Raw genomic sequence first — 13297 nt, 5'->3', positions numbered from 1 at the left:
GGCCCCAACCCGCCAGACCCGCCGCGGTCACGCCCGGCCGGCAGGAGCGTCGTCGAGACCGAACCGGTCGATGCGGCCCCACCGCTGCCCGGCGCCCAGGAAGGCGATCCAGCCCAGCAGGGCGCCCAGTTGGAGCAACAGCCTGAAGGTGAACGGCTCCACCAGACTGGCGACCGCGGCGCCGAACAGGCTCACCCGGTGCCGGTCGCCCACCCAGCGGCGATACTGGGCAACCGACCACAACTGGAACAACAGGTTGATCGCCAGGATGCCGCCGAGGACCACCGCGACCGGCGCCAGGACGTCGGTGTTGCCGGTGACGATGAAGTAGATCAGCAACGCGAACGCGGTCAGCCCGTACAGCGGCTGGACGGCGTCGATGGCCTTGATCGGCAACATCAGCGTGCCCATCGGGCCCATCCGCGGGCTGCCCACCATCGCCCGGTACCACCATTGCGTCTGCAGGAAGCCGCCGAACCACCGGCGGCGCTGGCGCAGCAGGGCCGGCACCGAGCCGGGGGCCTCGGTGCGGGCCTGTGCGGCGCCGAGGACACGGAACCGCCACGGCAGCTCGTGCTCGCCGGCGTACCGGTAGAGCCGGTGCACCAGTTCGTAGTCCTCGACCAGGCAGACGTCGTCGAAACCGCCGACCTCGACGACGGCCGCGCGGCGGAATCCGGCGAACGCCCCGGAGATCAACTGCAGGCAGTCCACCCGCATCCACGCGTAGCGGCCCAGGAAGTTCCGGATGTACTCGAAGGTCTGGAAGAACTGCATGGCCCGCCCGACCGGGGTTCGGCGGGACTCCGGGGTGATGATGCCGGTGACGCCGACCAGTTCGGGCTCGCGGGCGAACGCGTCGCGGACCTCCCGGATGGCCTCGTGGTCCAGCAGCGTGTCGGCGTCGACGGTCAGCACGACGTCGGCATCCGTGCGCAGGATCGCCGCGTTGAGTGCCCGCGCCTTGCCGCCGTGGGCCAGCCGGATCCAGGTGACGGTCATCGGCCCGACCTGAACCGGCGGGCCCGCCACTCCGACCCGATCGGTGGTGAAGCCGAACTCGGCGCACAGCACCTCGGCCGTCGCATCGGTCGAGCCGTCGTCGGCGATCACCACCTCGTCGGGCGGTGCGCTCTGCGCGGCCAGCGCCCGCAGGGTGGCGGGCAGGACCGCCGCCTCGTTGTGGGCTGCGATCAAGACCGCGACGCTCGGCGCCGGCCCCGGTTCAGCATGTCCCGGCGGCGTGACGAACCGTCGGATGTGCCAGCCGGTGAACACCAGCAGCGCCGCGTCGTAGCACAGATAGGCCAGGCCCACCGACCAGGCGAGAATGTCGCCCCGACCGAAGACCAGCAGGAACAGTGCCACCCACAGTGCCAGCACGGCCAGATGGATCAGCACGCTGATCGGTGGCGTCCGCGGCGGGCTGAGCCGCGAGGAGAAGCGCCGGCGTGTCTCGGCCAGCGCTGTGGTGTCGTCGGAGGTGGTCACGCAGACTGCTCCCCCAGGTCGGCGACGCGGCGCACCGTCAGCCGCACCTGCAGAAAGATTTGTGCGGCCACCATTTCAGGGTAGAGGCGGTGTTCCTTCACGCCCACCAGCGTCGCCGACACGGCAGCCTGCCGGCTTGGAGTCCGCGTGGAGATTGTGTGGAGATCGGCCGGTGACGCCGCGCGGGGCCGATCCGCCCACCTCGGGCACAATTGTGGGCCATGCTCAGGTGCGCTGGCAGTGCCCGAGTCCGGAAGGGGCCGACGTGAAGAAGGCGACGGGCCGAGCCGATCGGCCGGGCCGTCCGCGGCTGTTCGACGATGAGACCGAGCGGCGGATCGTCATGGACGCCGCGGTGAAGGTGATCGACCGCAACGGCTACGCGGCGATGTCGGTCGCCGACGTTCTCGCCGAGGCTAACCTGTCGACCAGCAGCTTCTATCGTCACTTCGCGTCCAAGGATGCGTTGGCGGTGTCGCTGATCCGGCGCGACGGCCGGTCGGCACGCAAGTCCCTGGATCGCGCGATAGCCGCCACCGCCGATCCCGTGGCCGGCGTCGACGCGTGGTTGGACGCGTTGCTCGATCTGTTCTTTCAGCCGGGCCGCGCCGAGCGCACCGCGCTGCTCAGCGCCGCCGACGTGCTGGGTTCACGTCTCGCCGCCGAAGTGACCGAGGAGATGCGCTGGCTGCTCGCCGAGCCGGTCGTCGCGGTACTGCAGGCCGGGCACGGCGCCGGCGTTCTGAATTCGCCGAATCCGGAGGCAGACGCCGTGTGTCTGTTCGCTATGGCCAGCCAGACCGCGTTCGCACACCACGGCTTCCCGCGCGATCGGAAGAAGACCCGTGCACAGGTCATGCGATTCGCCGCACCGGCGTTGCAGATCGGCGCCCCACCCGACAAGGCTGCCCGCACGCGCTCACGCCAGCCGGGTGAGCAGCATGCACCCTGAGACGGGGCCGCCACCGTTGGACACCACCGCGACCTCGGGGGTGCCGGCGACCTGACGGGCACCGGCCGCACCGCGCAGCTGCAGGACCGCCTCGTGCAGAAAGCCGTACCCGTGCAACCGGCCCGCCGAGAGCTGGCCGCCGTGGGTGTTGAGGGGCAGTTCGCCGTCGAGCGCGATCCGTTCACCGCCCTCGACGAATCCGCCGCTCTGTCCGTGGCCGCAGAATCCGAGCGCTTCGAGCCAGGACATCGCCAGCCAGGAGAATCCGTCATAGAGCTCGGCGACGTCGACGTCGGCGGGCCGGAGATCGGTGCGCGACCACATCTGCGCCGCGGAGGTGCGGGCCGGCATGGTGGTCAGATCGTCCCACTGCTCCCAGGACGGGCGGCCGCGCAACGCGGCCCCGACGGCCTCGATGCGCGCCACCGGGTGATCGACGCAGCCGCGGTGTTCGGCCGCGGAGACGATCAACGCGGTCGAGCCGTCCACCGGGACGTCACAGTCGTAGAGCCGGAACGGAGTGGAGATCATCCTCGCGCCGAGGTAGTCGTCCAGGGTGAGCGGTTCGCGGAAGACGGCCTTGTCGTTCAGCGCGGCGTTGCGCCGCCCGTTGACCGCGATCTGACCGAGTTGTTGTTCCGTGGTGCCGAATTCGTGGAAATGCCGCTGTGCGTACATCGCCAGCCAGTTCGCCGCGGAATACGCCCGGAACGGTAGGGTCCACTGCTGCGGCCCGGTGACCGTGCCCGCGCCGACACCGATCCCGGGGCGCCGGCCGGCGCCTTGTGCGCTGGATTCGGTGACCGTCCGGTAGACGAGGACGTGGCGGGCCAGTCCCATCGACACGGCCATGGCCGCGTTGATGACCGCCTGCAGCTGGGCGGGCCCTTCGGCGCCGCCGCTGTGCCAGTTCAGGTTCAGCCGCAGTGCGTCCTGAACCTCCGCGGAGCCCGGCCCGCTGAAACCCGGGTAGCCGCTCATCGCGCCGGGGTAGGTGGCCAGTCCGTCGATGTCGCCGACGGTGAGTCCGGCGTCGGCGACCGCGCTCAGCGCCGCGTCGAGGGTCAGATCCAGCTCGTCGCGGCCGAGCCGGCGGCCGATCGCGGACTGGCCGATGCCGGAGATGACCGCGTCGCGTTCCCGCCCGCTCATCGGCCTACAGCCGGCCGGAAGAGCGGGAGGTGGATCGGATCGTGGTCTTCGAAGGTGACTTCGAGTGGCATCCCGATGTACACCTGTTCGGGTGCGACGCCGACGATGTTGGTCATCAGGCGAAGCCCGGGCTGCTCGGAGAGCTCGACGACGGCGACGACGTACGGCGCGGCGTCGCCGTCCCAGGGCTGGTGGTTGACGGTGTAGCTGTACACCGTGGCGCGGCCGGACACCGGCTGCGGCGCCCCGTCCCGCCCGCCGCACTGCGGGCAGTACGACGTCGGTGGATGGATGTAGTAACGGCACGCCGTGCACTGCAGGAACCGCAACCGGCCGTCGCCGCCCATCGTCCAGAAGAACCCGGCGGGCCCCTTGTCCGCCGGCAGCGTCCGGCGTGGCGCCAGCGACATGATGGCTCTCCTTCACGGTCCTGCAGCTATTAAAGAATAGCATTTGTAAATTGGGGCGGTCGGTGGAATTCTCGAGGTTGCCCGCCGGCACGACCAGTCACCGAGGAGCTGCCATGGCACCAGAGCCACCCGCGACGCTGTCGAATCCGCTCGGCCTGGCCGGTGAGGCCGCCGGCACGGATCCGCATCCGATCTATGCGGCGCTGCGGCAGAACTCCCCCGTCCTGCGCGTCGACGGGGTGGGCGTGCTGGTCAGCTCGTGGTCGCTGGTCGACGAGGTGCTCCACGACACCCAGCTGTTCTCCTCGGCGCTGACGGCCGGCGATCTCAAGAACGAGCGCTCGTTGATCCCGTTGCAGGTCGACCCACCCGCCCACGGCAAGTTCCGCCGCATCCTCGACCCGCTGTTCTCCCCCAAACTGATGCAGGCCCGACAGCGCGACCTCGGGGCACTGGCGCACCGGCTCATCGACGGGTTCGCCGGCAGGTCCGAGATCGACTTCGTGGCGGATTTCTCGGTGCCGTTTCCCAGCCAGGTGTTCATCACGATGCTCGGCCTGCCCGTCGACGAGCTGCCGGCCTTCCTCGCCATGAAGGACGGCATCATCCGGCCCGATTTGGTGGTGGGCAAGCCCTTCGACCATCCCGACGTGCAGGCCCACCAACGCGCCACCGCGCAGTCGATCTACACCTACTTCGACCAGGTGATCGAGCAGCGCAGCGACACCCGCGGGGACGACCTGATGAGCCACTTCCTCGACGCCGAGATCGACGGGGAGCGGCTGAGCCACAACGACATCCTCGACATCTGCTTCCTGTTCCTGATCGCCGGCCTCGACACCGTGTCGGCGTCGCTGGATTGCTTCTTCAAGTTCCTGATCGACCATCCCGGATGGCGCCGGGACATCATCGACCGCCCCGACACGATCCCGTCGATGGTCGAGGAACTACTGCGCTGGGAAACCCCGGTCATGGTCGTGCCGCGGGTGGCCGACCGCGACACCGAGCTCGGCGGCTGCCCGGTCCGGGCCGGCGAACGCGTCCTGGCGATGCTCGGGTCGGCCAACGTGGACGAATCGGCGAACGACAGCGCCGACACCCCGGACTGGTCACGAAAGATCAAACGCCACTTCGGTTTCGGCGGAGGTCCGCACCGGTGCCTCGGTTCTCACCTGGCCCGGGTGGAGCTGCGGGCGGCGTTGCAGGTGTGGCATCAGCGCATCCCCGACTACGGCCTCAAGTCGGGAGCCGAACTGACCTTCACCACCGGGGTCCGGGCCGCGCACAGCTTCCCGATGACCCTCGGGCCCGTCGGCGGCGCGCCGTGATCGCCGAGCACCGGGACCACCACGTCGCCTGGCTGAGCTTCGATCGCCCGGAGCGGCTCAACTCGTTCACCGCCGACGACTATCGCGACCTGCACCTCGCCCTGAGCCGGCTCGACGCCGATCCGGCGGTGCGGGCGGTGGTGCTGACCGGAAACGGACGGGCGTTCTCCGCGGGGGCGGACAAGTCGCTGCTGCCTCCCGGCGGTGACCACCACCACGCCGGCGCTCAGTTCGATCTGCTGCTGCAGATGCTGGCCGGGTTCCCGAAACCGCTCTTCGCCGCGGTGAACGGCTTGGCGGTGGGGTTCGGCGCCACCCTGCTGCTGTATTGCGACATCGTCGTCGCGGCGGCGGGCGCCCGGTTCCTGTTCCCGTTCACCAGCCTCGGCCTGGTGCCGGAGGCGGGCAGCTCGGCGCTGCTGCCCGCACGGATGCGCTGGGCCGACGCGATGTGGTCGGTGCTGTCCAGCGAGTGGCTCGACGCCGCCGAAGCCGAACGGGCCGGGCTGGTGTGGCGCGTCGTCGCCGACGAGGATCTGGTCACCACCGCCTCGGCCGCCGCGCACAGGGTCGCCGAACAGAATCCTGCAGCGGTTCGCGAATCCAAGCGCCTGTTGACCGTCGGCCGGGCCGAAGCCGTGCAGACCGCCGTCGCCGCCGAGCTGGAGGCCATGGCAAGGCTGTTCGAGCAGAGCCACTGAGGTGCTGTGAACTGACGTTCAGTGCCGGTGGTGGCCGCGAGACGGCATCGGCTCGACCGAGCTTCGCCCCTCGGCGGCCGGCTGGGTCCGATCCATCCAGCGGCCGTAGCGGTTGGCGATCGGTGCTGCACTGACCCCGTGCGCGAACACGCTGAGCAGCACGGTCAGCATGATGACACCGCCCAGTGTGGTGGTCAGCGGTGAGTCGCTGCCGAGCTCGTTCATCGCCAGCAACCCGAACACGACCGTTGCCAGTCCGCGCGGCCCGAACCAGCCGAGAAACGCCACCGTCGGCCACCGGTAGCCGGTGCCGGCCAGCGCGATGCAGACGGGCACGAAACGCAGGACGGTGAGGGCGGCGACGGCGAGCACGAGCCACTGCCACCGGAAACCGTCCGCGAGCACGGCGACGACGAGCGCACCGGCGAAGAACCACACCACGAAGCCCAGCAGGTCCGAGGCCACCTCGAGAAGCTGTGCGGTGTCGGGTTCTTCGCGCAGCGTCGTGCTCGCGGCGCCGAACACCATGCCCCCGACGAACGCCGCGATGAACGTGTTCGCGCCCACCACCTCGCCGAATCCGAAGATCAGCAACGGCAGCACCAGCGTAGCGATCTCCCGGCCCCGGCTGCCGCTGAATTGTCTTGTGCGCGAGTGGTCCATCAGCCAGGCCGACACCAGGGCCAGGGCCACCGCGCAGAGCACGGCCATCACCACCGGCACCGCACCGACCTGCAGAATCGCGGGTTCACTGACACGCTCCTCGCTGGCCAGCACCGACAGTGCGAGCAGCACGACGGGGGTCGCCAGACCGTCGTTGAGGCCGCTTTCCACGTTCAGGCCGCGGCGGATCCGCACAGGCACCACGGGGTTCAAAATGGTCGGCGCACCGAGGCCGGCATCGGTCGGCGTCACCGCGGCGGCCAGCAGCCAGGCACCGGCCACCCCCACCGTCGGAAGCAGTTCCCTGGTCAGCAGGAACGTCGCCACCAGGGCCAACGGAAACCCGATGAGCAGCAACCGCAGTGCGATGCCCGGGTCGTGCCGCAGTTGAGCCAGCTTGACGGTCGACGCATCGTGGAACAGCACGATCACCAACGTCAGCTCGGCGACGATCTGCAGCATCGAGATGTCGACGTGCGGTCCGATCAACGAGAACACCGCGGTCCCGGCGACGACGCTCAGCAGCGGGGCGGTGATGTTGGCGCTGCTGAGGCGTTTGGCGAACAGCGAGTACACCAGTACCAGCCCGGCCATCAACGCGATCAGGGGCGCTGTCACGCGGCGAGTTTAGTGCCCACCACGAGACGCTGCGCCCCGCCGCCTACCCGTAGGCGGGATAGCGGTCCTCCCAGACGGCGAGTTGCCCGGCGCGGTGGCCTCGGGCCATTGCGGTCTCCGGGCCGAGCAGCAGCGTCGGCCCGCCGGCGCCGTCGTAGCGGTCCCACGGCGCTCCTCCGCGGACGAACTCCAACCACAGCTGCGCAACCGTATCCGACATGCGCCGAGCGGCCTCATCGTCACCGGCGAGTGCGGGTGCGGCATCCAGGTTGCCGAAGACCAGGGGCAGGCACGAGTCGTGGCAGGCCCCCAGTCCGGGGCGCGGCGAGGGCCACTGCAGTTCGTAGCGGAACACCGGGTTTCCGCGCCCGGCGTGCGCCCGCACGAACTGCTCGGTCGGGGCGGTGAAGTGGTAGTCGGTGACCAGCGCGCCGGCGACGTCGCGCAGCGTGTCGTGGTCGGCGCGGTAGGCCGCGAGCACCGCGTCGGCGTCGTGGCCATCGCCGGCGAGCGCCTGCGCGCGCTCGGCCACGTACCGCTCGGTGAACACGTCGTCATCCAGCGCCGCGTCGAAGATTCGCCACTCGTCGCGCGTCGTCCCGGCGAGGACGGGGATGTTCGGCATCTCGCGGGTGCGTGCGGCCACCATAGGATGCTCGGCGATGACGTCGCCGTCGATGCAGGGGTGGAACGGACCCTGCGGCGGCACGAATCCGGGGTAGATGTCGCGCTGAGCGAGGAGGATCTGCTCGATGGCCGGTTCCCCGGCGCGGCCGACGGCGCGCAGGAACTGATCGGCGACGGCCGCGGCGGCCGCCGTGGACCGGACGCGCTCCAGGCCGCCGCTCTGCAGGATGGCCCGATCGAACAGGTCGCACCCGCCCGCCATGAGGGCCGAGATCGCGATCGCGCCGGAGGACTGCCCGGCCGCGGTGACGGAGCCGGGGTCGCCACCGAACGCGCCGATGTGCTCGCGCACCCACTGCAGCGCCTGCTTCTGGTCGCGCAGTGTCAGGTTGGTGGAACCGGCCCCGTGCCGGTCGGGCGCGTAGAGCGTGCCCAGCGCGCCGAGCCGGAAGTTGACCGTCACCACCACGACGTCGCCGCGCCGGGCCAGCCGCGAACCGTCGATCAGCGGCGCGGACCCGTGCCCCTGCGTCTGGCCGCCGCCGTGCAGGAAGACGAGCACGGGCCGGCCGTTGTCGTCGGCCGCGGGCGTCCAGATGTTGAGCGTCAGGCAGTCTTCGCTCATCGTCAGGCCACGCTTGGCCAGCCGCTCGGGAGTGATGTCCTGCGGTGGGATGGCACCGAACGCGGTCGCGTCGCGCACCCCTGTCCAGCTCGTCACGGGTTGTGCCGGCCGCCAACGGTACTCGCCGGTCGGCGCAGCGGCGTAGGGCACACCGCGGAAGACGAGAACCGCACCGGTGTCATCGCCGCGCAGCACTCCGTGGGCGGTCTTCGCCAGTGCCGTCACCGAGGTTCCGTCAGCGGATAGGTCTCGGCCATCTCACCGCTGAGCACCTGGCGGATGAAGTCACGTCCCTTGAAGCTCACCACCTCCACGCGCAGCCCGCTGCGCGGGTCCCGCAGGAACGCCACCCCGGCTCCGGTGCGCTCCAGCTCCCACCCTTGGTCCTGCAGTCTGGCGGCGTCGTCGCGCCAGCGCTGGGCGTAGTAGCCGACGTGGTGCATGCCGCCGAGCCTGGGTTCGGCGAAGATCGAGTCGGCGGCCGCGACGACCTCGATCAGCTCCAGGTATGGCGGGCCGGACGCGGAGAACGCGATGCGGACGTTCTGGTCGTCGGCGGATCCGTCCGGTCGGGTGAAGCCGCTGCGCATCTCGAACGGCGGCGCCCACGTGATCTGCATACCGTCGCCGATCGCGCGCATGGCGCCCAGCAGATCGGGGACGAGGTGGCCGACGTGATAGACGTTGTCGAAGGCCGATGCGGCCAGTGTCTCGAGTTTGGGGTCCATGTCAGATCCTGTACCTGCGGCGGATGGCGTCGAAGCGGTCGTGGAGTTGCGCGGCCCGCTGGTCGGGCGTGACACGGTGGGTGTCGGCCGGCAGCACGGTGTCCAGCTCCGCGTGGGGGACGACCGTGGTGGTCACCTCCGGCAGCTGCCGGCTTCCGATGACGCGCATGGTCAGGTAGCCCTGGCTGAACTGCTGGGTGTCGATCCAGTTGTGCACGCCGGGGTCGTCGTGGGCCAGCACCAGTCGCACCCGGCCGTCGGGGTCGGTCGCCGACCTGCTCGGGGTGTAGCTCACCGGCCGGTACAGGTAGTCCATGCTGTTCCAGAATGCGCCCATGTTGGTCAGCATCCAGAACTCGCCGTCGTCGGCGAACTCGAAGGTCAGTGCTTCGGCCGGCTCGAGACGCCACGGCATGGTGACGATGAGCCTGCCGCGCCGGGCATCGCGTTGTTCGGCGGTGCCGGCGAAGCGTGCGCCGGGGAACACGTTGGGCTCGGGTTCCCCGAACAGCGAGCCGATCTGCAGTTCGCGGTCCGGCCAGTCCGTCATCACCCCGGTCAGGAAGTCGCCGGCCCAGCGCATCGACGCGATGAGGTCCGGCGGTGTCGGCACCGGACGCGGCGTGTCCATGTCGATGCGCTCGATGCTGAACTGTGCCGAGCGCTCGTCCCAGGAGTCGAAGCCCTGCCGCATGAACAGCTTGCGTGAGCCCGGTGTGGTGGGCAGCCAATTCGGTTCCCGGCGCTCACCTCCCACGTAGAGTTCGAAGCTGCCGTCGGGCTCGGTGACCAGGTCGTCGCCGGTGATGTTCGCCTCGGGGGTGTCACCGAACGGCTCGTGCAGGTTTGGATGGTCGGCGCCGTAGTACACGTCCTTGTCCGGACGCGGGCCCTGCACGGTGAAGTTGACGAACCGCGCCGTGCCCCGGTCCCCGGCGATCCGGTAGGTCGATGCGCCGTCGATCCACGCCTGCAGATAGACGAAGTCGGCGTTGTCGCCGCCGAGTTTTCGGCTGGGGCCGCAGAACGGGTGGATCATCGGGTAGCGGGTGTTCTTGGTCTCCAGCGCGAGATCGTAGGCCTGCCCGAGGTTCTGGGCCAGGTAGCGGAACGCGTCGGCGCGCTGCAGGCCGTTCGCCGGTGAGGTGTCCTTGAATGCGAGATCACCGGCCGCCCTGAGCCGGTCGCAGAATTCGTGCCACGCAGCGCGCAGCGCCTCGTCGTCCCCGGTGTCCCCGAAGGCCATCAGTGCCTCGTCTCGATGTCGATGCCGAACTTCTCGCGGTAGCCTGCGAATTCGTCGTGCAATTGCTGCACGGGTACAGGCAGGACGTCGGTGGAGTAGCGGAACTTCCCGTACCGGTCGCTGCGGTTGGTCGCGAGGTAGTCCCGCATCCTCTTCTCGGCCTCGGTCGTGAAGGGCACACCGGCGAAGTCGTAGAAGCCGCCGATGGTGGCGACCGGGTCGGCGACGAAGTCGCGGTAGCGGACGTGGTGGATACGCGGGTCGTCCACCGACGGGTCGGTGAGGTAGGCGTGGAAGTTGGCCCGTGACCCCTCGATCGTGTCCTTGGCGTACCGGGTCCAGTCCAGCGTCCCGGCGAGGCTTTCGTTGATCTGCCCGAAGGCCACGATCTGGGAGGCGAGTACCTGTACCGGGTCGCGGTGCACCCACACGATGCGGGCGTCGGGGTAGGTGTCGAACAGCGCGCGCAGGCGGCGTCCGTGAAACCCTTTGAGCACCCACCGCTTCGGCGGCCGGGTGTATTGGATGTGCTGGAGCATCATGTGGTGCAGCGCGTACTGCGCGTGATGGTCCTGGGCGAAGTTCTGGATCGTGAGTGGGACCCGCCACCAGGCGCTCGGGTTCATCGCGCGGAAGTCGAAGGCCCAGGTGCGTTCACACTCGGGCAGTCCGTCACCGAGCAGATCGTTGTAGGGGTGGCTGACGATCCACGGCGGGATGCGGTCGAGGATGTCTCGCCAGTCCGCATCGGCTCGGGCCCGGCGTGGGTCGTCCCCGTCTACCGGGCCGGGTGGCGGCGACGGATACATCACCTCCCAGAACCGCAGTGCGCGCGAGTCGTCGTCCTCGGCTAGCAGGGCGTGCAGCAGCGTCGTCCCCGATCGGGGCTCACCGGTGGCGAACAGCGGCGCGGTGATCTGTTCTGCGGCCAGCGGGAACCGGGCGCGGTCGGCGACGAAGCGAAGCCGGCTGGTGAGCAGCCCGGTGATGGTGTATTCGGCTGCCCGCGAACCTGTCTCGTCGAGATCGGCATTGTTGAGTCGGTCGACGACCAGCGCTACGCGCGCCGGCAGGGTGTCGTCGCCGAAGTCGGCGAGTCCCGTCTCGTGCTGCGCCGCGGTGACGAGAACGTCGGCGTCCAGTGTTGTCATCGCGTGCTTCCGGTGAGTTGCAGCAGTGCGTCCTCGACCTCGCGCACCTTGCCCGCCGACGCGGCGGCGTAGGCCTGCCCGGCCATCGCGCTGTAGTCGAGCACCGAGACGATCCGGGCGCCCGCCTCGCCGAATGCGGCGATCTGCTCGGCGACCTCTTTCGGTGTGCCGTGCGGGACGACGGACAGGATCGCGGCGGGGTCGACCTCGTCGAACAGCCGCAGCAGCCGGTCGCGGGTCAGCACGCGGGGGTCGATGTCCTGGATGCCGCGCCAGCGCTCCCCCATCGGGTGGCGGTGACCGGTGCGGCGCAGCGCGTCGGCCGTCAGCTGCAGCACCAGCGACTTCACCAGGGGGCGTTGCAGGATCACGCTCAGTTCGTCTGGCTCGCCGATCAGGCAGACCACCATTTTCGCCGGGGTGATCGCCTGCGGATCGCGGCCTGCCTGCTCGGCTGCGGCATGGATGTGCGCCAGTTGGGCGGCGTAGGTTTCGGGTCCGGCGCTGCCGGTCGGCCACCAGCCGTCGCCGAGTTCACCGACGAGCCGCAGCATGCGCGGGCCGTTGGCCCCGACCCAGATCGGGGGCGGGCCGGTGGGGTGCAGCTCGGCGTCGAGGCGGGCGTGCTCGAGGGTGTGGAACTCGCCGTCGAAGTCGAGGGGTCCCTCGGCGCTCCACAGCAGCCGGATCAGCCGCAGCGCCTCGGCGAACCGGCTCACCGTCTTTCGGTCCTCGAAGCCGTAGGGGGCCAGGTTCTCCCGCTCGCCGGCACCCAGCCCCAGGATGAACCGGCCGCTCGAGAGGTGGCTCAGCGTCAGTGCCGACTGGGCCAGCATCACCGGGTGTCGGCGCACCGTGTCGACGACGCTGGTGGCCAACCGGGTGCGCGACGTCCGGGCGGCCACGGCACCGGCGAGGGCGAGGACGTCCAGGTAGCGGTGCGGCGACGGCGACACGTGCGCGAGATCGGTGAACTCCGGCGTCCAGATCGAGTCCGGCCAGAAACTCACCAGATGGTCGGGCATCCAGATGGAGTGGTAGCGGCCGTCGTCGAGGGCGTCCAGAGTGCTGAGATCCAGCGGCAGAGTGGTCCGGAAGAATGCGGCCAACTCCAAGGGCATGCAGCGCAAGCTACCGGACGGCGGCGGCTGCGTCCCCGGAATGCTGAGCATCTGCTCAGCATGGGCCCGCTCCGCCGTCCGATTCTTGTCGGTGATCGAATGTATGTTCGAGTCATGTCGGGTGGGGTCGTGTCGGATGCGGTGGCCGGGTTGGCTGCCGCGGTCGATGAGGTGATGGCCTGTGAGCTCGACACGTTGACCGGCGCCGAGCTGATCGAGGCTCTCGATGAGTTGGAAACCGTGTGGTGTCGGTTGCCGGCGTTGCGGCATCGGTTGTTGGCGCGGTTGCAGGTCGAGACGACACCGCAGCAGCTGGGCGCCAAGTCGTTCAAGGATGTGTTGGCGATCCGGTGGCGGATCTCGACCGCTGAGGCGCACCGGCGGCTGGCCGCCGCCGCGGAGTTGGCGCCGCGCCCGGCGATCAGTGGGCCACCACTATCGCCGGTGTTGGCGGCGACGGCGATCGCTCAGGATCGGGGGCTGA

14 protein-coding genes are annotated in these 13297 nt (G+C 69.7%); 4 read left to right on the top strand and 10 right to left on the bottom strand.

All coding sequences use genetic code 11. The features are described from left to right. Positions 1-27 precede the first annotated feature (27 nt). Both ACXAID_RS23250 and ACXAID_RS23245 read right to left on the bottom strand, forming a co-directional pair. Positions 28-1491, bottom strand: a complete 1464-nt coding sequence (locus ACXAID_RS23250) for a glycosyltransferase family 2 protein (RefSeq protein ID WP_475024547.1) — start codon at positions 1489-1491, stop codon at positions 28-30. After that, on the bottom strand, positions 1488-1613 hold the full coding sequence (locus tag ACXAID_RS23245; protein WP_475024546.1) for a hypothetical protein: 126 nt from the start codon (positions 1611-1613) through the stop codon (positions 1488-1490). Before ACXAID_RS23245 ends, ACXAID_RS23250 begins: the two co-directional genes overlap by 4 nt. A gap of 143 nt (positions 1614-1756) precedes the next feature. Here ACXAID_RS23245 and ACXAID_RS23240 point away from each other — a divergent pair, with 143 nt between their 5' ends. After that, positions 1757-2443, top strand: a complete 687-nt coding sequence (locus tag ACXAID_RS23240; protein ID WP_475024545.1) for a TetR/AcrR family transcriptional regulator — start codon at positions 1757-1759, stop codon at positions 2441-2443. On the opposite strand, the gene ACXAID_RS23235 is transcribed toward ACXAID_RS23240, so the two are convergent. After that, entirely contained in the window at positions 2411-3595 is a 1185-nt protein-coding gene (locus tag ACXAID_RS23235) for a thiolase family protein (protein ID WP_475024544.1), read from the bottom strand. The genes ACXAID_RS23240 and ACXAID_RS23235 overlap by 33 nt on opposite strands. Next, positions 3592-4005 carry a Zn-ribbon domain-containing OB-fold protein gene (locus tag ACXAID_RS23230; protein WP_475024543.1) on the bottom strand — a complete coding sequence of 138 codons (414 nt, stop codon included), beginning with the start codon at positions 4003-4005 and terminating at the stop codon, positions 3592-3594. Before ACXAID_RS23230 ends, ACXAID_RS23235 begins: the two co-directional genes overlap by 4 nt. A 113-nt stretch (positions 4006-4118) precedes the next feature. Between ACXAID_RS23230 and ACXAID_RS23225 the strand changes: the two genes are divergently transcribed. Together ACXAID_RS23225 and ACXAID_RS23220 are read left to right on the top strand one after the other, a co-directional pair. Next, entirely contained in the window at positions 4119-5333 is a 1215-nt protein-coding gene (locus tag ACXAID_RS23225) for a cytochrome P450 (protein WP_475024542.1), read from the top strand. Continuing rightward, on the top strand, positions 5330-6034 hold the full coding sequence (locus tag ACXAID_RS23220) for an enoyl-CoA hydratase/isomerase family protein (RefSeq protein WP_475024541.1): 705 nt from the start codon (positions 5330-5332) through the stop codon (positions 6032-6034). The genes ACXAID_RS23225 and ACXAID_RS23220 overlap by 4 nt, the downstream gene beginning before the upstream one ends. Positions 6035-6052: 18 nt before the next feature. Here ACXAID_RS23220 and ACXAID_RS23215 read toward each other — a convergent pair whose 3' ends face one another. The 6 genes from ACXAID_RS23215 to ACXAID_RS23190 are packed head-to-tail and all read right to left on the bottom strand — an operon-like array spanning position 6053 to position 12813. Further along, positions 6053-7315, bottom strand: coding sequence for a cation:proton antiporter (locus tag ACXAID_RS23215; protein ID WP_475024540.1), 1263 nt, complete (start codon positions 7313-7315; stop codon positions 6053-6055). Between the two features lie 43 nt (positions 7316-7358). Further along, complete coding sequence (locus ACXAID_RS23210; protein WP_475024539.1) at positions 7359-8792, bottom strand: carboxylesterase/lipase family protein; 1434 nt, start codon at positions 8790-8792, stop codon at positions 7359-7361. Further along, complete coding sequence (locus ACXAID_RS23205; RefSeq protein ID WP_475024538.1) at positions 8789-9295, bottom strand: VOC family protein; 507 nt, start codon at positions 9293-9295, stop codon at positions 8789-8791. The genes ACXAID_RS23210 and ACXAID_RS23205 overlap by 4 nt, the downstream gene beginning before the upstream one ends. A 1-nt stretch (position 9296) precedes the next feature. Further along, positions 9297-10541 (bottom strand): DUF1214 domain-containing protein, encoded by a 1245-nt coding sequence (locus ACXAID_RS23200; protein ID WP_475024537.1) that lies wholly within the window; start codon positions 10539-10541, stop codon positions 9297-9299. Then, entirely contained in the window at positions 10541-11692 is a 1152-nt protein-coding gene (locus ACXAID_RS23195; RefSeq protein ID WP_475024536.1) for a sulfotransferase family protein, read from the bottom strand. Before ACXAID_RS23195 ends, ACXAID_RS23200 begins: the two co-directional genes overlap by 1 nt. Then, the gene (locus ACXAID_RS23190) at positions 11689-12813 is read right to left on the bottom strand and encodes an LLM class flavin-dependent oxidoreductase (RefSeq protein WP_475024535.1); all 1125 of its coding nucleotides are present in this window, start codon (positions 12811-12813) and stop codon (positions 11689-11691) included. The genes ACXAID_RS23195 and ACXAID_RS23190 overlap by 4 nt, the downstream gene beginning before the upstream one ends. 99 nt (positions 12814-12912) lie before the next feature. On the opposite strand from ACXAID_RS23190, the gene ACXAID_RS23185 reads away from it, so the two are divergent. After that, positions 12913-13297: DUF222 domain-containing protein (locus ACXAID_RS23185; protein ID WP_475024534.1), on the top strand; the 385-nt coding region annotated here is incomplete at its 3' end.

The sequence above is a fragment of the Mycobacterium sp. ABE4_509 genome, assembly GCF_056160785.1.
This window is presented reverse-complemented; position numbering and strand designations above follow the sequence as displayed.